Raw genomic sequence first — 23,001 nt, forward strand, 5'->3', positions numbered from 1 at the left:
CCTTGCGTAACCGCACCGCCAGGTCCACGCCATGCAACGCCGACCCGGCGCCCGCCCGCCACGCCAACCCCTCGTGTCACGTCTCGTGCTTCAGACTTCCCGTGCGTGCTGCCAGCATGAACGTCACGACAAGAATTGCGCCGATCAGGGCGGCCACCCTGGGATAGGCCAATCCTGCATACATGTTCCCGTTCGCCGCGACAATCGCGAAAGCCGCTGCAGGAAGAAATCCTCCAGTCCAGCCAAAACCAATGTGGTAGCTCACGGAAAGCGCGGTGAAGCGAATCCTGGCTGGAAACAGTTCAGTCATGGCCGCTGCCAAAGGTGCGTAGGTCATGGCTGCAAACGTGGCAAGGGCGACCAGCAGCAGGAAGACCATTGGCCGATTCACACCGTGCGCCGGGGCCTTCTGCGGGTATCCGGCGGAGTCCAGCGCACCGCGCAGCGAGGCGGCGAAAGCTTTAGCCTTGACTGGGGCGTCCGGCCCGCTGCTGTCGTAAGAAGCGACGACCTTATCGCCCACCCTGATGATTGCACCGGCACCCGCGCTCGCTGTCTCATTCGTGTAGCTGATGCCGGCGCGGACAAGCGCACTCTTCGCGAGATCGCAGGACGTATGGAACTTCGACGTTCCGAGTGCATTGAATTGCGTCGAGCATTCGTGCGGATCGGCCACGACCGCGACGGGCGCCGTCTCAATGGCGCGTTCCAGCGCCGGATTGGCAAAATGCGTCAGGCCGCGGTAGATCGCCGGATAACAAATGACAACTAGAATGAAACCTGTGCAGATTACTGTCTTACGCTCGATCTTGTCGGACAGCACCCCGAAACCGAGAAAAATCGGAACCGACACGACGAGCGAGAACATTGAAAGCGTATTGGCCGTTGCGGGCTCAACTCGCAGCACCTCAGTCAGGAAAAATGGCGTGTAGAAAAATGCGCTGTAAAACGTCACCGCCGCGCCGGGTCCAAGAGCGAACAGCGAACAGATCATTGCGACGATGTTGCGACGACCGGTGAACGCTTCCCTGAGCGGCGCGCGTGAGACCTGGTGTTCGTTGCGCAGGCGTTCGAATTCAGGTGATTCGCCCATGCGGGTACGCATCCACAACGACAACGCCAGCAAAACCAGCGATAGCACGAACGGCACACGCCAGGCCCATTCAAGAAAAGCCGCCTCGCCAAATGTAGAACGCGTGCCCTGCACGACCAACTGAGAGAGAATCAGACCAGCGATCGGTGCAATCTGGAGCCACGAGGTATAGAAGGCACGCCGATTTGCCGGAACGTGTTCCGCGACGTACACCATCGCCCCTCCATTTTCGCCGCCCAACGCGAACCCCTGCACAAGCCGCAGCCCGACGAACATAACGGGGGCGAGGACGCCGACGGTTGCGTATGTCGGCAGCAGACCGATGAGCACGGTCGCGAGTCCCATCAGCGCGACCGTCACGACGAAAACCTGTTTTCGACCGAGCCGGTCGCCTATGCCGCCGAAGACCATCGCGCCAAGCGGCCTGACGAGAAAGCCTGCCGCAAATCCGAGCAACGTAAAGATCAGCGACAGCGCGGGATTGACACCGGAAAAAAACTGCTTGCCAATCACGGCAGCCATAGTGCCGACGAGGAACAAATCGTACGCCTCGAAGCACGATCCAAGCGATGCAGCAACCACAATCTGGTAAAGGCTCGCGCCCGAGCGCTTTCCTGCGGAATGTTCAGGCAAAGCTGTGCCTGCCGCGAGGCTCGCGGCGGTTTGATCGGATCTCATTGTGTCTCCTCCATCCGGACGATGGTGGACCGGCTTTGGACCAAACCCTTTGGGCATGTCACTGGGTTGCCTTGTCCTTCACCGATCCAGGTGATTCCTGGGTAGCCGCTTATCTCTTACGGACAATACGGTTCATGTTTTCCTACCAGCGGTGGGCCAAGGCCACCGCCGCTCCTTACATCCTCACGTCACCCGTCACGGCCGGCGCGCGGGAAGCACCGTCGCGCGGCACTCACCGAACCCGATGCGACGATAGCCGTCTCGTTCGCACCATCCGCGCATGATGACTGTGTCGCCGTCCTCCAGGAACGTGCGGGTTTCTCCGCCCGGCAACGTGAACGGATGCTTGCCGCCTTCCGTGAGTTCAAGAAGACAGGCGCGCGAAGCCGGATCGGGGCCTGAGAGCGTCCCGCTGCCGAGCAGGTCGCCTGGGCAAAGATTCGTCCCGTTTGATGTCTGATGTGCAATCAGTTGTGACATTGCCCAATAAGCGTCCGGATAACGCGAGATGGACAAGCTCGCCGGAGGTGCGCCGCTGGTTCGCATCTGCGCTGACTGCAACAGGGTCTCGACTCGAATATCAATCGAACCACGTGTCGCCAGCTCCGGACTCCAAAGGTGCGGCATCGGCGCAGGATCACCTTCAGGCCGAGAGAAGCCGGTGCGGTACGGCTCGAGCGCCTCGAGCGTCACGATCCACGGCGACAGGCTGGTGAAAAAGCTTTTCGCAAGGAACGGCCCCAGCGGCTGATATTCCCATGACTGAATGTCGCGCGCGGACCAGTCGTTCAACAGGCAAACGCCGAATACATGCGCGTCAGCATTCTGGATGTCAATGGCCGTGCCGAGTTCGTTTCCTTGTCCGATGAGTACACCGAGCTCGGCTTCGTAATCAAGTCGCCGGCAGGGCGCAAACTCCGGCTCGGCGCTGCTCGGGTCCTTCAGTTGACCGATTGGCCGGCGGAAATCCTGTCCCGACACACGAATCGAGGACGCACGGCCGTGATAGCCTACCGGCAGCCAGCGATAGTTTGGCAAGATCGGATTGTCGGGGCGGAACAGACGGCCGACGTTTGTCGCATGGCTGAGCGACGAGTAAAAGTCGGAAAAGTTCTCGATGCGCGCCGGAAGAGCGTATTCAGCGTCCGCCTGCGGAACGAGGCATTCGGAAACCTCCTTCCGCTGAGGACAGTCCTCAGATAGCAGGAACGACACAGCCGAGCGCACAGCGCTTCGCTTGTCGGGCGACAGCGCCATGTAATCGTTGAGCGGCGCACGTGCAGCCGCCTGCGCTGCCTCACGCGCTTCTGCCGGAAAAAGATTCCTTGCCAGAGCAGCGCCTACGTCGAGGATTTGATCGCCGATCGCGATGCCGCCGCGGAAATTTTCATTTCCCGAAGCCCGCCGGAATACGCCGTGGGGCAGGTTCTGAATTGGAAAATCCGTCGCGCCGTCATTGGCTGAGCGGACCCAGCTCTTCCGTGAAACGTCATGGGTGTGATTGGAACGGGTCATGTTCAATTATTTCCTTCCGCAGAGGTCTCGTAGCGCTTGCGCTTAATCTGTCCGATCAACTCAATCATGGCGGCGGAGACGTCCCGGCCTTCGGCTTGCGCCGCTGCTTTCGCGGCGAGCCATTGATTAAGATCTTCCTGCGCCCGGGTAGTGTGCTGGTTCCATGCAGGATCGATCGGCGTCGTCAACTCAAGCCGATATCCGTTCGGGTCCCTGAAATAGATGCTCTGAATAATGCCTTTGTGATCGACGGGGCCAAGTACATCTACGCCCTGGCTTACCAGCCATTCCTTCCAGCGCATGAGCTCGGCCGTATCGCTCACTTCAAGCGCGATGTGGTCGAAGACGTCGTAGGCGGGATGCGACGGAGACGAGGGCAAAGGCAAATCGGTGCATTCGAAGAACGCCATCGTTGATCCGTCCGCCATCCGGAAGAAGATATGGAAATAGGGAAAGGCATCACCCGTAGACGGCACGTGATCATCCATGATCGTGCTCGCGAGTTCCATTCCGAGGATGCGGCCGTAAAAGTCGGCAGTCGCACCGACGTCATGCGTGACGCGTGCATAGTGATTGAGCATATTCGGCCGCAGTCCCAGCTCGGAGGCCGAGCGGCGCGATGCTAATGTGGAAGTTTGCATATCGACTCCTATCTGTCGTAGTTAGACCGGCACGGGGGCGCGATCGATGACTTGTGCCAGCACGTCCGTCAGGCACTGCGCGAGATCGACACCTACTGGAGCAGTTGTACAGCGCCACGCAACGTGCTGATCCGGGCGCAGCAGGATTGCGCCGTCATCCTGGATTTCGCGTACGTTGCGCCATTCGCCCGAAGGATCGCTTACCTGTGCGTCGTCGGCGATGACCACCACCTCGACGGGCATACCGAGCCTGTCAGTGGTCTCCTTTGCCGCCGTTTCCCAGACGTCCGGCCGGCCGGTAATAAGCACAAAGCGATCAGCCCGTGCGAGATCAAGGCTGGAAATTTTCTGCGCCCCGCGCGCCAGCCATGCATGCGCGATGCGATGGCCGGGGCGCGTGGTCGGAACGAAGCGTTGACCGAGCGGGTCGCGAGGCGGAGGCGATGTGTTGTCGCTCACGAGCGCACCGGTGTCATACCGGATGCCGATTTCGAGGTCGTGCGCCTGATATTCGGTTTGGTGAACCTTCATCAGTTCATTGAACCGGGCACGTCGTGCATCTGCGTCGTCGCCCTCGGCGAGCAAGGCCTTGAAGTTTGCCTCGCTGCCCCGCGGATCGCCCGGCACGATGCCGATGGCTGCGTTCGTCACCTGATAATTTCCGAACGTGAACAGTGCCCAGTTGACGTTGCGCTCGGCGACCGGGCGACGTTCGCTCTCATAGCTGTCAAGCAACCCGGCGCCGGCCCGGCCCCGAATCACGGCAGCCAGTTTCCATGCCAGATTCTGTGCGTCGTGCACAGCGGAGTTCAGGCCAAGCCCCGTCGTGGGCGTGTGTCTATGTGCGGCATCGCCTGCCAGAAAGACGCGGCCAAACCGATAGCGATCAGCCAGCACACCTTGCACGATCCATTTGCCGACGCTGAGCACGCTAACGTCGAGATCAGGAATCTTCAACAATGCGCGGATGCGAGGCACGAGCGTAGCCGCCTCGTAATTTTCGCTGCTGCCGGGCTTGAAACTGAAGTGGAACATCCATTCTTCTGAGCGACGGTCGAACCGCGTCGGGCCCAACTTGCCCAGCACGCCGCTACCCCATGCTTTGGTGTCGCCTTCGGGATTCGCAAACCAGAACGTGCTGACGTTGTCGTCGTCGATATAGGCCGAGAGATCTGCCGCGAAATACACGGTGACCATCTCCAGCAGTTCGGGCGTACCTTCAAGACGCGCACCGACGCAAGGACCGACCGTTTTGCCACCGTCGGCAGCAACGACGTACTGCGCGCGAACCTGATAGGTTTCGTCAGCGATACGGTCACGCACGATCGCGATGACCTCGGTCCCGCTTTGCTCGATCGACAGCAACTCGTGACCGAAGCGCATCTGCGCACCATCCATCTGCTCCGAATGCGCCTTTAGCAGCGGCTCAAGGCGGACTTGCGGATAAACGGTGCTCTGGCACGGACTATCTTTCTGATACGTCGACGCCAGGGAACCGCCGCCCCAGGCTTCGAGTTCGTAAAGCGTCTTGCGGTCCCAAGGGCGATCGCCGCCCAGACTCGTGCACCAGCGCATCTTGCTGACGTATTCGATCGGCAACGAGCGCGCGTAGATTGCGTCGGCAAGGCCGTATTGACGAAACACCTCCATCGTGCGCTGATTCAGGTACCGCGCCTTCGGCATCGGCGACTGCTGCGGGTGCCTCTCGATCAGCAGCGATTCAACGCCAAGGTTGGCCAAAAAAATAGATGTGCTCAGCCCGCAACCGCCTCCACCGACGATCAGTACCGGTACATTGACTTGTTTCAAGATTGCTCTCCTCATCTTCAGAAGCTTGCGCAACGGCTACTGGCCGAGCCGGGCGCGCAACTCCGTTTTCAATACCTTGCCGTAACTGTTTTTTGGCAACTCATTGGTGAACCGGTAGTGTTTCGGGCGCTTGAAGCGTGCAATGTGCTGCACACACCACTCGTCCAGTTCGTCGCGGGTCGTTTGACGGCCCGCGTGAAGCACCACGAAAGCCACGGGCACCTCACCCCATTCGTCGTCTCGCTGTCCCACTACCGACACTTCCGACACCGACGGATGGGCCAGCAACGTTTCCTCTACCTCTCGCGGATAGATGTTGGAACCACCGGAAATGATCAGGTCCTTCGATCGGTCCTTCAGCGTGAGAAACCCGTCCTCGTCGAGACTGCCGGTATCGCCCGTATAGAGCCAGCCGTTGCGGATCGCGTCGCGCGTAGCGGACGCATTGTTCCAGTAGCCGGACATGACGGCGGCGCCGCGCACTACGACCTCGCCCGTCTTGCCTTTCTGAACGGAGCTTCCATCTCGCGCCACGACGTCGACTTCGACGAGCGACTGTGCGACACCCACGGAAGCGGCACGGGCCAACCAGTGAGCATGCTTCCGATCTGAGAGGTGGTGACGTCCGAGTGCAGTAATTGTCATCGGGCTTTCGCCCTGCCCATAGATTTGCACAAGGCGCGGACCCAACACTTCCAAAGCCTGCTGTAGGTCATTCACGTACATCGGTCCGCCGCCATAGATGATCGTCTTGAAGCCGGCGGGATCGGCATCGACCGCGCGGAAGTGATCGACAAGCCGTTTGACCATCGTCGGTGCCGCGAACATCGCGAGAGGTCCGACACGCGCAGCCAGAGCAGCAAGCTCCTCGGGCTCGAATCCACCCGAGCGCGGCACCACGTGACGCGCGCCTCGCAAGATGTACGCATAGTGGTAAAGTCCGGCCCCGTGGGACATCGGCGCTGCGTAGACCATCGCGTCTTCGGGGCTGACGTCGTCCACGTCAATGCAATAGCACGCGGTCATCGCCATCAGGTTCCGGTGAGTTTGCATGACGCCTTTCGGTCGCCCAGTTGTTCCGGATGTGTAGAACAACGACGCGAGATCGTCGGGCTGACGGTGACGCAGGTCGGTCGGTGCGTATTCGACCGCATGCAGGTATTCGTCCGAGCCGAACACGACGCAGCGCCGCTTACCGCATTGCAGGTCGCCCAATGCCGACAGCAACTCGCTCGAAACGAACAGCACGTCGGCCCCGGCGTCATCCAGGATGTACTCCAACTCTCTGGGATGCAGCTTGCAGTTAGCAGGCACGGAAACGGCACCTGCCCAATAGATGGCCTGAAGCACCTCCAGATATTCGGGACGGTTGGCGGAGTAGATGGCAACCCGAGCACCAGGCTGTACGCCGCATTGCTCGCTCAGGAAACCCGCTAGCGCCGCCACGCGTGTTGCAAGTTGCCCGTATTCGAGCCAGGGTTCGTCGCCGTGCAGAACCGCGAGCCGCTTGGGAAAGATCGCTGCGGTGCGCTGCAGCCACCGCGCGATGTTCATCGGCTGCGCTCCAGAATGCTGACATAGCTCGCCACCGCGGAGCCTCCCATGTTGAAGACGCCTGCGAGGGAGGCATCGGGAACCTGCATTGCGCCTGCCGTATTGGTCAGTTGCATCGCAGCAATCACGTGCATGGACACGCCTGTGGCGCCGATCGGGTGGCCTTTCGCTTTGAGCCCGCCAGAAGCGTTGACCGGAAGTCGCCCTCCACGGGCAACGACCCCTTCTTCGACAAGACGATGGCCCTGGCCAGCAGCGGCCAGGCCCATCGCTTCGTAGCTGAGCAACTCAGCGATGGTGAAGCAATCGTGAACCTCGGCGAACGACAAGTCGTCAACCGCGCAACCGGCACGCTCGAGTGCGCCGCGCCAGGCACGCTTCGGACCTTCGAACGACGCAGCATGGCGGCGCCCCAGCGGCAGATAGTCGTTGACCTGCACACGGGAACGGATTGATACCGCACGAGGAAAATCTGCGGCCGCATCGCTCGAGGCAAGCACCAGTGCCGCAGCGCCATCGGAGATTAGCGAGCAGTCTGTCTTGCGCAGCGGTGGCGCAATCATCGGATTTTTTTCAGATACGGTATTGCAGAACTCAAAGCCGAGATCTCGCCGCATATGCGCCCACGGATTGTCGACGCCGTTCGCGTGATTTTTTGCGGCTATACGCGCGAGCGCCGACGAATGGTCTCCGTACTCCGCGAAATAGTCCTGCGCGATTGAGGCGAAGATTCCCGGGAAGCCCCCGGGTGGATTTCCCGCCTCGCCTGAGTATGCGCAGTTACCAAGAATGCGCGTAACATCGTCGCCGGATACATCGGTCATCTTTTCGGCGCCGATTACCAGCGCGATACGCGCACGGCCCGCCTCAATCGCATCGCATGCCGAGTAAATTGCGGCGGCGCCCGACGCGCAGGCGTTCTCAACACGCACCGCCGGCTTCCATCGCAGCCCATCGCTGCAATTCAGCGTCAGTGACGAAGCGAAGATATCGGGGACCAGACCACCATTCAAATTGCCCAGCCAGGTGCCGTCGATTTCTTCGCCTTGCAGGCCCGCATCCTTCACGGCTTCGCGGCCGGCCCGCACGATCAGATCCTCAAGGCTTGCGCCGTCGAATCGGCCAAACGGCAAGTGCGCCCAGCCTACAATCGCCACTCCCATCGCGTTCTCCCATCAGTGTGCTTTTGGGAAATTTACCCGCGTCATCACCGAGGTGGCAGTCGTCGAATTACATTAGGGTGAACACCGGTAAGATGCGTCTTAACTTCCTTTCATTAATCCGCGTTTTTCCGGGCGTAGGTCCTATAACGTGGCAACGTGGTGCAGAGGTAGTACAGAAGGTCACCGATCGCGCCCGAGTAGCTTGCCGATCAGTTCTCCCGTCGTCATGGCTGCATACTTGCGCATAAGCCGGGCACGGTGTGCTTCAACCGTTCGATGACTAATTTGCAGCTCGCGCGCGATCTGCTTGCTGCTTTTTCCCGTCACCAACAGTTGCGCGACCTCGCGCTCGCGCCGAGTCAGGTCGCGGGTCACCCGACGGACCGACGAAATATCCTCGAATGCCCAAATCGCAGTTGCAAATGGATCGTCTCGGTTCATTGAGCGCCCGGAAACGTGGCACCAGAACGGGCTGCCATCAAGCCTTTGCATGATGCGCTCATCAGAATAGAAGCCCGTCTCCTTCATCACCAGCCATGCGCGCTCGCCGATGTGTCGAAACTCGTCCTGGGAGGGGTAGAGGTATTCCAGCGAGCGTCCAGCCAGTTCGTCGGGCGCACACCCGAATATTTCACCGAACGTGTGGTTGCAAGACACGATGACTCGCTGCCTGGACAGGAGCAGGCCAACGGGTGCCATGCGAAACGCCTGCGCAAGATCGTCAGGCGGATACGGCGACCCACCGGAACCCACGTCGGTAGCCAGTCTGTCATCACTGGAACCCTGTCCTTCCTGGTTGACGGTGGGGGGCACCGCCTTTATGGAAACGACTTCGGATCCAGCAGAAGGATGCGCGGTACGGGATTGTCCGTGGGATCCGGATCGTTTTACCGGCCTGTCCATGTTCTGCCATATCCGGCCGACAGTGGAGGCGGAAACGTTAGACTCTCGTGCAACGTGGCGGGCAGTGCTTACTGCCGTGACACCGTCGGGCTTGCGAGATGCAATCGCAGCCACCGTCGCTTCGCCGATTCTTTGGGGAGCCCCGCTGCGAGGAAGATCCGTCAAGCCCTGCAGGCCATCCATGAGGAACCTTCTGCGCCATTTGGAGACTGTGTGCGCCGTCGACTGAACGCGAGCGGCCACAACCGCATTGTCCAGTCCCTCTGCACAGGCCAGGACGATTCGGGCGCGAAAAGCCAGCGCTGGACTATTGCCGCCGCGCTGCGCGAAGTCGTTGAGTGCGGCTCTGTCCTCTGGACTTAACGACAGATGCAGTTTCGGCCTTCCTTTCATCGCCTGGGCTTCAGCCGCCGGACAGGTCAATCGGCCAGACGACTTATGTAACGAACATACCAAGCATCATACCCGTTGAACTGATACATAGGCTCCGTCCAGCCGTCGGACTTTCGCGGTCTTTGTTGCGTGCAACGTCGGCTTCGCCAAGGAAAGCAGGACAAGCAGAACATTGTTGCTGCCGCATGCCGCGTGGTTGGTTAGAACCTTTAGCCTGCATGACTAGGAATGTACGGGCGGTAAAGGGCGGGCAGTAAAACAACCAGCGCAAGCGCTCTTGACTGGTAAGCACGACCTCAGGTCATGCTTACTGCGTCTCAGTGCGCATTGCGAGCCAAGCGGCACGTCGTGCAATTCAGTCGAGGATCTTTAAACCTTCAGGAGGGTCGCACGGTATTGTTCCCATCCTGGCCGGCACTGAAATTTCCAGGAACTCGAAATCTTCCGAGATCGCCGTTTCATTGTGTTTGAGACCAGGTGGAATATAAAGCGATTCGCCAGCGCCAACCCGAACAACTCGACCATCTTCGAACTGAAGATCTATCCAGCCTCGGAGGGTGAAAATAAACTGCGTTTCGCAAACATGGTAATGCCAACCGGTCTGCTGCATCACGCCTGTCGCCACGGTCACCTGCGCCCTCATTCGACCGTCTGTGGCGTCGGAAACACCGAGATCCCGATAATTGAAGAATGTTCGGCGACCTGCTACTAGTGGGGCTGTTTCCGTCGTGGCGTATGCGAGTTTCTCTAAAAGATCAGCGGAGACGTTTGCGGCCTCGGGGGAAAGGGTACCGCTGTAGTGTTCCATTGAATGTTCCTTAATTTAGCCGGTGGGTGCCCAGGTGTTCTCGTCAAGGCGAGGTCAAGCTTTCGCGACTCTAAAGCCAGCGCAAGATTGTGAAAGGCTCACAGGGCAGCGCGTGTCTCTTCATTGAGCCTCCATCGAATTTACCGGCTTGGATTAAAGGCAAACAGTCGCAGAATTACATCAGGGAAAACCCTATTAATTCTTGCGTTATCCGCTACAGGCAAGTCGTTGTACTTCTTCGGAACGCCGAATGGATGTGTGACGGAAGGGCATTCGCTGTTGAGGAAGGGGCGTAACGTTGGACGCATGAGCGCTCGAAGGTCGCCTGGGCGGCGGCATCCTCTAAGAGTTGACGAAGGGATTTCGGGGATTCAACTCCTGGAGCATCGGTTCCGCCTTCGGACATTTCTGCCGATTCCGTCGCTGCGTCTGGAGGCGCGATCGACTGCTTAACCTTGGGAAACGGGCGTCCGGGTTAAAGACGGTGGACGGCGGCTCAGGGTCGAAAGTGCGAGTTCACCGATCCGAAAAGCTGACGTCCGCGGCATGACCCGCCAACGTCAGCAAACCGCAACACTGCTGACGCAGAACGCACTCTCGCTCACGGTCGGCTATGGCCGAATCTTGCATTGGAGCGCGCCTGTCCGCACGCATGCTGAAGACGTTGGCGAACGTCCGCGCTTCGCCTGCCATGCAACGCCCGCCGCCCGCCTGGAGGTAACTCAGGCGATGACCTTCTGCTCCGCGGCAGCCTGCTCGCGCATGCGACGGGCTTCGTCGCGCAGGAACTGCTGGTAATCGTCCAGATCGCCGTCGAAGGGCTCGACGCCGCCCCCCGTGACCAGCCAGAACTCATCACATACCGCGCGCAGCAGGGCCCGGTCGTGACTGACCAGCATCACCGTGCCCTCGAATTCGTTGAGCGCCATGGCTAGCGCTTCGCGTGTGGCCAGGTCGAGGTGGTTGGTAGGCTCGTCGAGCAGCAGCAGGTTGGGGCGCTGCCACACGATCATGCACAACACGAGCCGCGCCTTTTCGCCGCCGCTCATCGTGCTAACCGCCTGATGGACCGTGTCGCCACTGAAGTTGAAAGTGCCGAGGAAGGTGCGAAGCGATTGTTCGGTTCCACTCTGGCCGGGGGCGCGCAAGTGAGCCGGCGTGTCCCTTGCAAGGCGGATCATGTGTTCCATCGGCGTGTCAAGCGGGCGCAGCACGTCGAGCTCCTGCTGTGCGAAGTAGCCGATGTTCAGGCCTTTGCCTTCGCTGATTTCGCCGGCAATCGGCGCTAGCGCGTGCACCACCGTCTTCACCAGCGTGGACTTGCCTTGGCCGTTGGCACCGAGGATGCCGATCCGCTGCCCGGCCAGCACGGATCGGTTGATGCCCCGCACGATGACCGTGGGCGGGGTGCCCGGCAGTGCGCCGGTCGGCGCGGGGTAGCCGAAGCTTGTGTCCAGCATCGACAACAGCGGGTTCGGGATGTTGAGGGGCTCCTTGAACTCGAAGTTGAACTCCGCGTCGGCAAGCACCGGTGCGATCTTCTCCATGCGTTCGAGCGCCTTGACCCGGCTCTGCGCCTGTTTCGCCTTCGAGGCCTTGGCCTTGAAACGGTCGATGAATTTTTGCAGGTGAGCGATCTTGTCCGCCTGCCTGGCCACCGCGGCCTGCTGCAACACGAGCTGCTCAGCGCGCATGTCTTCGAACTTGCTGTAGTTGCCGCCATAACGCACGAGCTTGGCGTTGTCGACGTGCACCGTCACTTGCGTCACCGCGTCGAGGAACTCGCGATCGTGGCTGATCACTACCAGGGTTCCCTGATAGCGCTTGAGCCAGGCTTCCAGCCAGACCAACGCGTCGAGGTCGAGGTGATTGGTCGGCTCGTCGAGCAGCAGCAGATCGGACGGGCACATGAGCGCGCGCGCCAGTTGCAGTCGCATGCGCCAGCCGCCGGAGAAACTGTTGACCGGCTGGCTAAGCTGCGCAGCACTGAAGCCGAGGCCCAGGATCAGCGCTTGGGCGCGTGCGGGGGCATCGTGTGCACCGGCGTCGTGCAGGGCCATATAGGCGTGGGCCATGCGCATGCCGTCGTCGCTGGCTTCGGCGGCGGCTGCTTCGGCCTGCGCGGCCAACAGTACGGTGTCACCCTCGATTACGAAGTCCGTCGCGCTCTGCTCGGTCTCCGGCATCTCCTGCGCGACCTGGCCCATCTTCCACGCAGCGGGAATCGAGAACTCGCCGCCGTCTTCGTGCAGCGTGCCGTTGAGAAGGCCGAAGAAAGACGACTTACCGGCGCCATTGCGGCCGACAAGATCAATTTTTTCGCCGGGGGCGAAGGTGACGGAGGCGCTGTCGAGTACGACATTAACGCCGCGGCGCAGCGTGAGATTACGGACGGAAATCATAAGGGGCTACTTCGGAGAGGATTGGCATGATAGCCGACCGGACGTGCAGGGCTGTCTCTTTTCTGAGCCGCTTGCGCTTTGCGGCGCCCACCGGCAACAAAGCGAGGTAGGCCATGGCGCATCGGGCGTTCCAGCTACGGAGCCAGCGAACTTAGCGGTGGATGACGGATATTGGTCGAAAAGCGCGGTTTAGCCGTGGCGCATGCGCGGCTGGCGGCGAGCAACCTGTCGCGCAGCCACGTTCCGATGTCAGATTTCAGTTTGCTCAGATATTTCGAGGGCATCGTCGACCTCAATCCCGAGATATCGAACGGTGCTTTCCAGCCTATTGACTGCAGTCAATAGGCTTGAAAGCAGCGGAGGCGGTAGGCGTATCTCAAGCGGTAGGCTCGCGCTGGTTCCGCTATCGTGGCGGCATGCCACTATTCATGTCGAAACCTATCGCTGGTCGATACTTGTCGTTCGCTGAGCGGGAAGATATAGCGTTGCTCTCGGTACAAGGTCTTGGGGTACGCGAAATTGCCCGGCGTCTTGGACGCAGTCCGTCAACCGTTTCGCGGGAACTCACACGCAATGCGGCAACCCGTGGTGGGTGCCTCGAGTATCGTGCTTCGGTCGCGCAGTGGAAGGCGGAACGGTTCGCCAAACGACCAAAGCCAGCGAAGCTGGCGACGAACGCACGGCTGCGCCAATACGTACAGGAGCGCCTTGAGGGCAAGGTACATGACGCTGATGGTCGTGAAATTGCGGGGCCCAGGCAGGCACCGTTCAAGGGGCGCAATAAACCACATCGCGGTGACCGAAAGTGGGTCAACGGCTGGTCACCTGAACAGATTGCCAATCGATTGCAAGCTGATTTCCCGGATGATGAATCTATGCGCATCTCTCACGAAGCCATTTATCAAGCGCTCTATATTCAAGGGCGCGGTGCGCTCAAGCGCGAGCTGGTGGGTTGCCTTCGCACCGGGCGCGCGTTGCGCGTTCCCCGAGCGAGAGCGCGTGCCAAGGCGTGGGCGCACGTCAGCGAGGAGGTGATGATTTCCAGCCGGCCTGCAGAGGTGCAAGATCGTGCTGTGCCAGGCCATTGGGAGGGCGACCTGATTATCGGCTTAAACCGATCAGCCATCGGGACGTTGGTGGAAAGATCAAGCCGCTTTACGATGCTCGTGCACTTACCTCGCGAGAAAGGCTATGGGCTAATTCCACGCACGAAAAACGGGCCTGCGCTGGCCGGCTACGGAGCTGTTACGATGGCCAACGCACTCAAGAAGACCGTGGCGGACTTGCCTGCTCAGTTGTGGCGATCATTGACCTGGGATCGTGGCAAGGAACTGTCCGATCACGCCCGCTTCACGATCGAGTCCGGCGTGAAGGTGTTCTTCGCTGACCCGCACAGCCCATGGCAGCGCGGTACGAACGAAAACACCAATGGCCTTCTACGACAATACTTCCCAAAGGGCACAGACCTGTCCCGGTGGAGTGCTCGCGAGATCCAGGCCGTTGCTAACACATTGAATACCAGGCCCCGGAAAACACTCGGCTGGAAGACGCCTGCGGAGGCCTTGGACGAATACCTAAAATCTGTTCAATAATCTAGTGTTGCAACGACCGGTTGAATCCGCCTTGACACCCCTGGTCTGAATGGTGGATCACCCCTTCAGCCCGACGTTGTTGCACAGCCATGTCCAGCGCACGCAGCATCAGTTCCGTGTACAGGTGATCCGACATCCCCCAGCCCACCACGCGTCGGCTGAACACATCCAGCACAATGGCCAGATAGAGGAACCCTTCGCCCGTAGGAATGTACGTGGCATCAGCCACCCACAGCACGTTCGTGGCCCCGGCACTGAAGTGTCGGCGCACCAGATCCGGGGCGCGGCGCGCGCCGGCCCGTGGGCGGGTGGTGGCAGGCCAGCGCCGCCGGCTCACGCCGCACAGTCCCGCCATGCGCATGAGCCGCGCCACCCGCTTGCGTCCCACATGCTCGCCCTGGCGGCTCAGTTGCGCATGAATGCGCGGCATGCCGTAGGTGCCGCGCGAGCTGGCATGAATGGCACGGATCTGCGCGAGCAGGTCCGCATCGGCCAGCGCGCGCTTCGACGGCTCGTGCCTGAGCCACGCGTAGTAGCCGCTGGTGGAGACCTGCAGCAGCCGCGCCATCGTGGCAATGGGCCAGCGGGCCCGGTTCGCCTTCATGAATCCGTACCCTTCGGTGGTACGGCCCCGGTCTCGCGGGCGAACCAGGCGGCCGCGTGAGAGAGGATGTCACGCTCCATCTCAAGCTGGCGTACCTTGCGGCGCAGCCGCGTGAGTTCCTGCCGCTCGGCCGTGGTCAAGCCGTCCTGACGCACGCCCGCGTCGCGATCGGCCTGCGCAACCCAGTTGATGATCGTCTGCGCGGTCGGCTCGAACTCGCGCGCAAGTTCCTCAGGCGTGCGCCCTGCCTTCACCAGTTCGACCATCTGCGCCCGGAATTCCGCCGGGTACGGTGTGCGATGCTTCCTCATCATGGCACCTCCTGATCAAAAGGATAGGTGTCCGTTTTGCCGGGTCAACTTCAGATACCGCACGATGTCATCGTCCTTCAAGGCATGGAAGGAAATGCAGCTATCCTTGCACCAGTGCCCAAACGCAAGCGCGTGTTGTGCCAACTGGCATACATAACTGACCGAGTATTGCTGCCCGATCAGAGAACCGACGAACGCATTAAGGTACTCCCCAGTTGCGCCTCTGATGGTGCAGGCCAGCGCGGCAGCGCTCTCATAAGAATCAGCCATGGTCTTCTCCTATCAGGCGAAAGTGCCTGCAAAGGGAGAATGCCAATGTCTAGCGTCGATGCGGGAAAGCCACGCGGGACAGGGGTTCTCAGTGAGCACCGGACATAGTTCCGCGCGGGAGATAGTCCAATTTACTGTGACCAAGCAGGAGTTGAACGGCTCTAAGGTTCTTCGTCCGCTTGTAGATCAAGGTGGCCTTCGTCCGGCGCATCGTGTGCGTGCCGTAAGCGGTCGGATCAAGACCGATTGCAGCGACCCACTGATGAACCATCCTAGCGTATTGTCGCGTCGAAATGTGCGGCGAGCGAGAAAGCCGACTTGGGAATAGGTACTGATCGCACCTCAGCTTGGCTTTCTCAATCCATGCACCAACGGCAGTGCGAGCTGGCTCCGTGACCTCAAACTGCACCGGCCGTTTAGTCTTGCTCTGCATTATCATCGTACGCGGCAGTATCTGATTGCCGTGAGTCACGTCGCGGACATGCAGGTTGACGAGATCGCAACCGCGCAGCTTACTATCGATCGCAAGATTGAATAACGCAAGATCACGAACCGCATGCGCGTTCTGCAAGTGAATCCGGATTGCCCAGACGTCTTTTGGCTTCAACGGCGGCTTCTGACCGATCAGCTTGGCCTTGTTCCAAGGCTCCCGGTTTTGAATGCTTCCCATGACAGACTCCCCTTGAGTTAATGGGAGATATATTGTCTGCCGTTATTTTTCCGCCACACCGGTTCCATCTGGTCTTCTTACCCGAATCGGCCTTTGCCGACGTTCGACGAGGCTCCCTTGGACGTCAGCAATATGACGGGTTACCGACGGTGACGGCGTCGTGCAGCGGGACGATCGCTTCCGGCATCCGCCAACTCGCAGTTTCGACCCCGAGCCGCCGCTCGAACTCGCGCCACAGCAACGGCTGCTTCCGAGGTGCAACTGCCAGTCGCCTCATCGAATTTGCCGAGTGGCCGGTCAGCTGACATCAATCCGATGACGGCAAAACGCAACGCAGTGACCGATTGTTTAGGCGAACGGCCGATTTGCATTCGCCCTGGCCTAATCCATCAATCCCTTCGACCGCCTGCGACTCCCTCACCACGGGATCGTTTCATTCTCCCAGCGCGTGAATGTCCCTGTTGGGCTGTCCGGGCCCAGCAGCGCGACGCGCACCGCTTCGCGAGCGCCTTCCTCGACGGTCTCGGTGCCCGAATAGCCGTTGAGGTTCGTTTTGGTAAAGCCCGGGGAGACAGCGTTGACCTTGATCCCGTGCGGTTCCAGCTCGATCGCCATGGCGACCGTCAATGCGTTGAGAGCCGTTTTGGACGCCGGATAGACGGGGCCGAAGATCGCACGGTAGGCGAAGGCCGGGTCCGAGTTCGTCGTTAGCGACCCAACGCCGCTCGACACGTTGACGATGCGGGCGCCCGGCGTCGCGCGCAGAAGCGGCAGCATCGCCTGATAAACGGCGAGCACGCCGAACACGTTGGTGTCCCACACCGCGCGCATTTCATCGGGGGACACGTTGCCCGGGCGGGTCGTCTTCGCGTACTCCTCGACGGACTGACCGGACCGCTTTTTCGTGTTCGAAATGGCGGCGTTCTGGATGAGCACGTCGAGGCGGCCGAACTCGTTGCTTACGCGCTCCGCCGCGGCTGTGACCGACGCCTGATCCGTCACGTCGAGCTGGAGTGCGTGGCCGTCCGGCCCCACCTCCTTGGCCGCAGCCTCGCCGCGCTCGAGATTGCGCGACCCGACCAGCACAGTGAAGCCGTGTGCCGCGAGATCCTTGGCGATCTGAAGGCCGATGCCTTGATTGGCCCCGGTGACCAGGGCGACGGGTTTGTCCTGCATGGCAATCTCCTTGTGGTGTTGCGCTGTAGCGTGCAAAAGCCAGTTCCGTTTTTCAGTTCAGCTCAGGGCGATGCCGCTGGCTGGTTAGTGAGCCTCGGCCGCCCAGGCTTCGGCGTCGGCGCCGGCCGGAATGCGTATCGGCGCTGACGGATCGGTCGCCGCGCGCCACACCGCTTCGGCGACGTCGTGCACCCGGGTGATCGGGGCAGACGTATCGAGGACCCGCGCGAAAACCTCCTTGACCAGATCGGTATAGGCTTCGTGGTCGAGGCCGCTCATGTGCGCGCGCGCGTTGTCTCCGAAGCGGGTGTCGGGCGCACGTCCCGGCAGCACCAGGCGCGCCCGTATGCCGAACTGCTCGAGCTCCAGCGCCATCGACTCGGTGAATGCGTTCACCGCCGCCTTGCTCGCACGGTATGCGGCAATCAGGGGCAGGGCCTTCAGCGTCACGCTCGATGTGACATTCACGATCACACCGGCCCTGCGCTGGCGGAATTGGGGTAGCACCGCTTGCGTCAATGCGATCGTGCCGAAGGTGTTGGTTTCAAAAATTTCGCGCACCGTCGTGATCGGGATGAGCTCGACCGGGGCGGCCGCGCCAAACCCCGCGTTGTTGACGAGGACGTCGATCGGCCCTGCGGCCTCGACAGTCGCGCGAATGCTGTCCGGGTTCGTGACGTCGAGCGCGAGCACGCGCAGACTGTCCGCTGGCGGCAGCACATCCGCACGCGGCGTGCGCATCGTGGCGATGACCTGCCAGTCGCGCGCGAGGAAGTAACGGGCGATCTCAAGGCCGAATCCGGAAGAGCAGCCGGTGATCAGTACGGTTTTCATGGGGACTCCTGTGGGCAAGGTGTCCGTACGATAGATCGCCAAGGTCGTACCCGCTACAATCGATCATCCGAATTTCATTCGCGAGAGTCCGGCGATGATCGAGCCGTTGGCCGAAGTCGTGACGCTGCTGCAGCCCGGCGCCCGATTCTCCAAGCTCGTCCACGGCGCGAGTCCGTGGCGCATTTGCCGCTCGGTCGCCGGCCAGCCGTTCTATTGCGTGATCCTGGAGGGCGGCTGCCGCATCGCGATCGACGGACATGAGCCCATCGAGCTCCTGTCGGGCGACTTTGTCCTGATTCCGGCGGCCTACGGTGTGGCGATGTCGAGTTTGGAGCCGCCACCGCCGGGCGTCGAGACGCGGCCGCCCGTCGCGCTGGGCAACGGCGAATTCAGAATCGGCGACCCCGATCGCCCCATCGACGCGCGCATGGTGGCGGGCCACTGCAGCTTCGGCTCACCGGATGCATCGCTGCTGGTCTCGCTGCTCCCGCGACTCGTGCATGTGCGCGGCGAACAGCGGCTGGCCACGCTCGTGCAACTGGTCCGAGAGGAAACACGCGAGCAGCGGCCTGCGCGCGAGGTCGTGCTCGCACGACTGCTGGAAGTGCTGCTCCTCGAAGCGCTGCGGTCCGCGGCACAGACCAATGCGTCGCCGGGCCTGGTGCGCGGGCTTTCCGACGGCCGCCTCGCGGCCGCGATCCGCGGGATGCACGAACATCCGACACGCGCTTGGACAGTTGCTGAACTCGCGAAGGAGGCCGCGCTCTCGCGCTCGATCTTTTTCCAGCGCGTCGGCCGCACGGTCGGCATTGCGCCGATGGAATACCTGCTCACTTGGCGCATGGCACTCGCGAAGGACCTGCTGCGTCGCAATGAAGGCCGCATCGCCGAGATTGCGCAGCGCGTCGGCTACAGTTCAGCCAGCACCTTCAGCGTCGCCTTCACGCGGCACGTCGGTCGGCCGCCCACGCAGTATGCGCGCGAGGTGCAGGCGGTCGCGAACGGCGCATGAGGCGGCTCAAATCGGCTGTTCTCAGATGTGGACGCGCGTCCCTATGCGATCCGCACTCACCAGGAATGTCCGTTATCGAGACCGCTACAGCCCATCGAATGTCTGGCGTCTACGGCCGATGTATGACCGCAGGTGGCCGAACTGAGCCGCGTCGCTCCGCGCATCACGCACGCGAGTTCCGACGAAAACGACTTCGTGTCCCTGACTGAATCCAAAGGCCCATCCTCCAATCTCCTTTGAATTGCAACAGGCTATCTATTGGGCCGTTGAGGCTATGGAAGCTGTCACGACGGCGGAAGCCATGGACCGTCAGGAACAACTTAGACAGCACCTTTCACATTTATCCGCCAGAGAAATAGCGAAGGCGTTAGCTGAAAAAGAAGGGTTCGCCGCCAAGGAGCGGAAGCGGAAATCACAACTATTGCTTGAAAAACGCCATGCCGCCATGAAAAAAATTGAACGTTTGGTAATCGCTGAGTGGTCACGCGACCCAAGCGCATTCCCTTCCGCGTCGAAAGCCCTCCGTCGTACGCAGGTTTTCCAATCTAGGCTCCGAGCATAAATTCGTATCGACCCGTCCAATCCCGGACGATTTCCACGTCGATACAATGAAAACGAAGAAAGCTAAAAAACCCCTCTCTGACTTCGACGCGCTGCCGAACGCGGCTGGCGTGTCCGTTGAAGTCGTTGCTGCGCTTTTTGATTGCAGCAATTCCACGGTTTGGAATCGCACCAAACGGGGCGATCTGCGTCGCGGCGACCTGTTCGAACTGCTCGTTCGCGAAGGCTGGCTGTATCGCACGAGCGACGACAGATGGCGCGCAACGGCGCAGGCGCTCACGGACGGAGTTGCTGTGATGCGCGGACCTTCTTCAATCGCGTGGCCGCAACTGACGCCCGATGGCCGGGCTGAAATCTCGCGCCGCCTCGCTCATGGGTGAATTTCATGCGACAGACCTGATCCCCTGAATTCGTAACCCAGCCTCGCAGTGAGCAGTGCTGTGATATCTGCGAAACGGTCCGTACTGGCGGGCCGCCAAGCGCGTGCTACAGGCCGCTGACGTCGGCGTGGGCGTGTACATGGAGCCGGTTTGGGCGGACAGATACGCTGCTGTTGAATAAAAACATAGCGGGGACAACCTCTTCATGCAGCTCTAGAACCTTTTTGTACTTGCCCTCGTTATGTTCGTTTTCCAACACAACAAAACAGGCTTTTTCCAAGGTGCATACTAAAAACATATGGCCCATCTATCATCTTCCTTGCACTATCAAAAAACGACAAGACCCTACGAGAGACCTACCGTGAGCAAGTTCGCCAAACTGTTGAAGTTGGTTGTGTCCGCAACGAAGCGCCCGGAACTGCCGGAAGACCATGCGCGGAGTCAGGCTTCAATGGCCGCGCAGCGCGCCACGGGCCAGGCCGAAGCAGATATGCAGGACGCGTTGAAGGCCGCGGCAACGGAAAGGAATGGCGCGTGCGACCGGCTGCTGAAGTTCCTTGGCCGCGCCTTTGGTTCAAGAACTGACCCGATGGCTACCCGACGCGCCCAACGGGTCGCAGTCAAGGCCGTGGCTTTCATGTCGAAGAACGAGGCGCTGTTCGCCACGATTGCCGACGCGGAAGCCAGAGCGTTCGACGCCCTCACCCGTACGTATGGCTCAATCGCCCTCGAATACCCGACAGACAAGCAGCTTGACGAACTGTACGGCCTGGCACTGCGCCATGGCAGTCCAACGGCTCGCACGGACGATGAATCGACAGCCGCATATAAGAAATCGAGCTGGCCAGATTCGCGAAGCTTTGTCGAGCAGTAGCCGCCACGCTCACCAGCCGGATTGACGCCTTGAACGGTCGAGTCGGCAAGCCGTTAAATGCAACCGTCGGCACAGTGGGCTCTGGTCGGAAAATGGAACGCCGCGACCCCCAAAGACGATCACCCACCGCCTGCCAGGAGTCGGTCGGCGAGACCCTCAAAAGGAAGTGAGGCCCGTCATGAACATGCTAACCATCACCGCTCGCCAGCTCTTGTTGTATAGCCACACCCTCGCCTTCGCCTTCGCCATCGTGCGCGTGTTGCGGGAAGACGTGGCGCTGCTCACAGCTCGGCGCATTGATGCCGTCAGACTGGAAACCACCGGACGTACCATTGCAGGGTTGCTCGGCCTGCTCTGGATAACGGGCGTCGCTATGATCCTGCTTGGCACCGGCTTACACGTGGCTGTGCTGGTCTCCAAGCCGAAGCTGGCTGCAAAGCTGACAGTGGTATGCCTGCTGACGGCGAACGGCTTGCTGCTGCATCGAGTCGCGTTTCCGATGCTGACCACACCGCAGCGTCGCCCACGTCGGGCGGCGACGATATGCGTCTTGTTGGGGGCCATCAGTTCGGTGTCGTGGCTCTATGCGTCTTTTGTAGGCGTGGCGCGCCTTATCGCCCCGGCGATGTCCTATACGGGCTTCCTAGCCTTGTACGGGGTGGGGCTGGTGGGCGGGATCGGGACTGCGTTGGCGGTGGCGCGGCCGCGTGTGGAGCGGCTATTGGCTCCTTTGTCCGGCGGGGACGTGGTTGTCGGTTCGGCGCCAGCCGGACGATTGAGCTTGCCGCCTTTTTAGCGCAACCCCGAAATAGCGCCGCACGCAACGCCATCCGGTCGTTCAAGTCGAGCGCGGGCTTGGCGACCTACGTCTCAAGTTCCTGCCGGCGATCAACCAGACGCGCGGTGAATTCCGGCGAGAGTTGCGCGCCGATCACGTAGCTGTCACGCTTGCCGATGCGATCGTCGGCAACCGTCTGCCGACGACCATCGGCCCCGAGGAAAGACGTTTCCCCCAACGGTGGAAGCATGATTGCACCACGATCCGCCAACCTCTCGATGGCACGCTTACGATTCTTTAACGATTGTTGATGGTTATTTGCGGGCGCAATAGCTGTTGCACCCTTTTCTGTCGTCAGTCGGGCCCTTTATGCCGCCGTTTGCACCCTTTGCGACGGGTGCAATTTCTGCACCCTTTAGCCAATCTGCAATACGGAACGGACTGTGGGGCGTGTTGCCATTCGGTCGACAGCAATCCGGGCGCACTTGCATGTCGGTCAAGTCGCATGATTATTTGCGCATTTTCGACTTCGACATTGCCCGCTAAACGCTTGCTGGTTGAGGCATACAGGAACTCGGTACGATTTAAAACGAAGAGTTTGACCGGAATTTTCATGCACGGAGCGCGCGTGCCACGTTCAGACCGTCGAGGCAACCACGCCGGTTTGCAATTTTGATTACTGAAGTTGGAAAACGCTCAGCCGTGTCACGTTCGACGGGTGTGAGTATTGGGCCTTCTCAACCCGAATCGAAGACTTCCAATGAGCAAGCTTTCTCAAATCGTGTCACCCGATGCAGACCTCGCAGAGCAGCGCAACTTTTTCGATGCGGTGAAAAGCAACGCCTGCGTTCGTCTAGGGAAACACTGATTTATCAGGCTCGGCCGTCATCGCTGACGTGTTCGAGTACGTTATAGAAGGAAGTTCACGGAACGGACCAATAGTGATGAAGCGGCAGATCAGCTTTGCAGAAGCGGAGAGT

General features: G+C 60.5%; 23 protein-coding genes and 1 pseudogene. 6 read left to right on the forward strand and 18 right to left on the reverse strand.

The features are described 5' to 3' along the window. Nucleotides 1–76 precede the first annotated feature (76 nt). From F6X37_RS30110 to F6X37_RS37260, 10 genes and pseudogenes are all read right to left on the reverse strand, one after another. Entirely contained in the window at nucleotides 77–1,771 is a 1,695-nt protein-coding gene (locus F6X37_RS30110; RefSeq protein ID WP_262420079.1) for an MFS transporter, read from the reverse strand. Nucleotides 1,772–1,966: 195 nt separating this feature from the next. Then, a complete protein-coding gene (fahA, locus tag F6X37_RS30115) occupies nucleotides 1,967–3,286 on the reverse strand; it encodes a fumarylacetoacetase (RefSeq protein WP_187613821.1) in 1,320 nt (439 codons plus the stop codon). 2 nt (nucleotides 3,287–3,288) lie between these two features. Next, nucleotides 3,289–3,927 (reverse strand): VOC family protein, encoded by a 639-nt coding sequence (locus F6X37_RS30120; RefSeq protein WP_187613822.1) that lies wholly within the window; start codon nucleotides 3,925–3,927, stop codon nucleotides 3,289–3,291. Between the two features lie 21 nt (nucleotides 3,928–3,948). Further along, nucleotides 3,949–5,736 (reverse strand): FAD-dependent monooxygenase, encoded by a 1,788-nt coding sequence (locus F6X37_RS30125; RefSeq protein WP_187613823.1) that lies wholly within the window; start codon nucleotides 5,734–5,736, stop codon nucleotides 3,949–3,951. Nucleotides 5,737–5,772: 36 nt separating this feature from the next. Then, nucleotides 5,773–7,290: an AMP-binding protein gene (locus tag F6X37_RS30130; protein ID WP_187613824.1), complete on the reverse strand. Its 1,518-nt coding sequence runs from the start codon at nucleotides 7,288–7,290 to the stop codon at nucleotides 5,773–5,775. Next, nucleotides 7,287–8,453 carry an acetyl-CoA acetyltransferase gene (locus tag F6X37_RS30135; RefSeq protein WP_187613825.1) on the reverse strand — a complete coding sequence of 389 codons (1,167 nt, stop codon included), beginning with the start codon at nucleotides 8,451–8,453 and terminating at the stop codon, nucleotides 7,287–7,289. Before F6X37_RS30135 ends, F6X37_RS30130 begins: the two co-directional genes overlap by 4 nt. 180 nt (nucleotides 8,454–8,633) lie before the next feature. Next, entirely contained in the window at nucleotides 8,634–9,749 is a 1,116-nt protein-coding gene (locus tag F6X37_RS30140) for a LuxR C-terminal-related transcriptional regulator (protein WP_187613826.1), read from the reverse strand. A 355-nt stretch (nucleotides 9,750–10,104) separates the two neighbouring features. After that, the gene (locus F6X37_RS30145; RefSeq protein ID WP_187613827.1) at nucleotides 10,105–10,557 is read right to left on the reverse strand and encodes a cupin domain-containing protein; all 453 of its coding nucleotides are present in this window, start codon (nucleotides 10,555–10,557) and stop codon (nucleotides 10,105–10,107) included. A 722-nt stretch (nucleotides 10,558–11,279) separates the two neighbouring features. Further along, the gene (locus tag F6X37_RS30150; RefSeq protein WP_187613828.1) at nucleotides 11,280–12,959 is read right to left on the reverse strand and encodes an ABC-F family ATP-binding cassette domain-containing protein; all 1,680 of its coding nucleotides are present in this window, start codon (nucleotides 12,957–12,959) and stop codon (nucleotides 11,280–11,282) included. Between the two features lie 249 nt (nucleotides 12,960–13,208). Further along, a pseudogene (locus F6X37_RS37260) lies at nucleotides 13,209–13,286 on the reverse strand (integrase); the annotation flags it as partial. Between the two features lie 89 nt (nucleotides 13,287–13,375). Here F6X37_RS37260 and F6X37_RS30155 point away from each other — a divergent pair. Beyond that, entirely contained in the window at nucleotides 13,376–14,551 is a 1,176-nt protein-coding gene (locus F6X37_RS30155; RefSeq protein ID WP_187613829.1) for an IS30 family transposase, read from the forward strand. A 1-nt stretch (nucleotide 14,552) separates the two neighbouring features. On the opposite strand, the gene F6X37_RS30160 is transcribed toward F6X37_RS30155, so the two are convergent. The 6 genes from F6X37_RS30160 to F6X37_RS30185 all read right to left on the reverse strand — a co-directional run bounded on the left by F6X37_RS30160 (nucleotide 14,553) and on the right by F6X37_RS30185 (nucleotide 18,416). Continuing rightward, on the reverse strand, nucleotides 14,553–15,155 hold the full coding sequence (locus F6X37_RS30160; RefSeq protein ID WP_187613830.1) for an IS3 family transposase: 603 nt from the start codon (nucleotides 15,153–15,155) through the stop codon (nucleotides 14,553–14,555). Continuing rightward, on the reverse strand, nucleotides 15,152–15,469 hold the full coding sequence (locus tag F6X37_RS30165) for a transposase (protein WP_187613831.1): 318 nt from the start codon (nucleotides 15,467–15,469) through the stop codon (nucleotides 15,152–15,154). The genes F6X37_RS30160 and F6X37_RS30165 overlap by 4 nt, the downstream gene beginning before the upstream one ends. Before the next feature lie 12 nt (nucleotides 15,470–15,481). Then, on the reverse strand, nucleotides 15,482–15,736 hold the full coding sequence (locus F6X37_RS30170) for a hypothetical protein (RefSeq protein WP_187613832.1): 255 nt from the start codon (nucleotides 15,734–15,736) through the stop codon (nucleotides 15,482–15,484). Between the two features lie 88 nt (nucleotides 15,737–15,824). After that, complete coding sequence (locus F6X37_RS30175) at nucleotides 15,825–16,406, reverse strand: tyrosine-type recombinase/integrase (RefSeq protein ID WP_187613833.1); 582 nt, start codon at nucleotides 16,404–16,406, stop codon at nucleotides 15,825–15,827. A gap of 417 nt (nucleotides 16,407–16,823) precedes the next feature. Then, nucleotides 16,824–17,582 (reverse strand): SDR family oxidoreductase, encoded by a 759-nt coding sequence (locus F6X37_RS30180; RefSeq protein WP_187613834.1) that lies wholly within the window; start codon nucleotides 17,580–17,582, stop codon nucleotides 16,824–16,826. Between the two features lie 84 nt (nucleotides 17,583–17,666). After that, entirely contained in the window at nucleotides 17,667–18,416 is a 750-nt protein-coding gene (locus tag F6X37_RS30185) for an SDR family oxidoreductase (protein WP_187613835.1), read from the reverse strand. A 94-nt stretch (nucleotides 18,417–18,510) separates the two neighbouring features. Here F6X37_RS30185 and F6X37_RS30190 point away from each other — a divergent pair, with 94 nt between their 5' ends. From F6X37_RS30190 to F6X37_RS30200, 3 genes are all read left to right on the forward strand, one after another. Beyond that, nucleotides 18,511–19,428 (forward strand): AraC family transcriptional regulator, encoded by a 918-nt coding sequence (locus F6X37_RS30190; protein WP_187613836.1) that lies wholly within the window; start codon nucleotides 18,511–18,513, stop codon nucleotides 19,426–19,428. Between the two features lie 301 nt (nucleotides 19,429–19,729). After that, complete coding sequence (locus F6X37_RS30195; RefSeq protein ID WP_187613837.1) at nucleotides 19,730–19,990, forward strand: hypothetical protein; 261 nt, start codon at nucleotides 19,730–19,732, stop codon at nucleotides 19,988–19,990. Nucleotides 19,991–20,036: 46 nt separating this feature from the next. Further along, complete coding sequence (locus F6X37_RS30200) at nucleotides 20,037–20,369, forward strand: hypothetical protein (RefSeq protein WP_187613838.1); 333 nt, start codon at nucleotides 20,037–20,039, stop codon at nucleotides 20,367–20,369. Between the two features lie 106 nt (nucleotides 20,370–20,475). Here the strand turns inward: F6X37_RS30200 and F6X37_RS30205 are convergent, their stop codons facing one another. Further along, complete coding sequence (locus tag F6X37_RS30205; protein ID WP_187613839.1) at nucleotides 20,476–20,676, reverse strand: hypothetical protein; 201 nt, start codon at nucleotides 20,674–20,676, stop codon at nucleotides 20,476–20,478. Nucleotides 20,677–20,730: 54 nt separating this feature from the next. On the opposite strand from F6X37_RS30205, the gene F6X37_RS30210 reads away from it, so the two are divergent. Next, nucleotides 20,731–21,243, forward strand: coding sequence for a hypothetical protein (locus F6X37_RS30210; protein ID WP_187613840.1), 513 nt, complete (start codon nucleotides 20,731–20,733; stop codon nucleotides 21,241–21,243). 178 nt (nucleotides 21,244–21,421) lie between these two features. Further along, nucleotides 21,422–22,039, forward strand: coding sequence for a hypothetical protein (locus F6X37_RS30215; RefSeq protein ID WP_187613841.1), 618 nt, complete (start codon nucleotides 21,422–21,424; stop codon nucleotides 22,037–22,039). Between the two features lie 67 nt (nucleotides 22,040–22,106). On the opposite strand, the gene F6X37_RS30220 is transcribed toward F6X37_RS30215, so the two are convergent. Beyond that, nucleotides 22,107–22,271: a hypothetical protein gene (locus F6X37_RS30220; RefSeq protein ID WP_222944983.1), complete on the reverse strand. Its 165-nt coding sequence runs from the start codon at nucleotides 22,269–22,271 to the stop codon at nucleotides 22,107–22,109. Nucleotides 22,272–23,001 lie beyond the last annotated feature (730 nt).

This window comes from Paraburkholderia sp. 31.1 (assembly GCF_014397645.1).
Lineage (GTDB): Bacteria > Pseudomonadota > Gammaproteobacteria > Burkholderiales > Burkholderiaceae > Paraburkholderia > Paraburkholderia tuberum.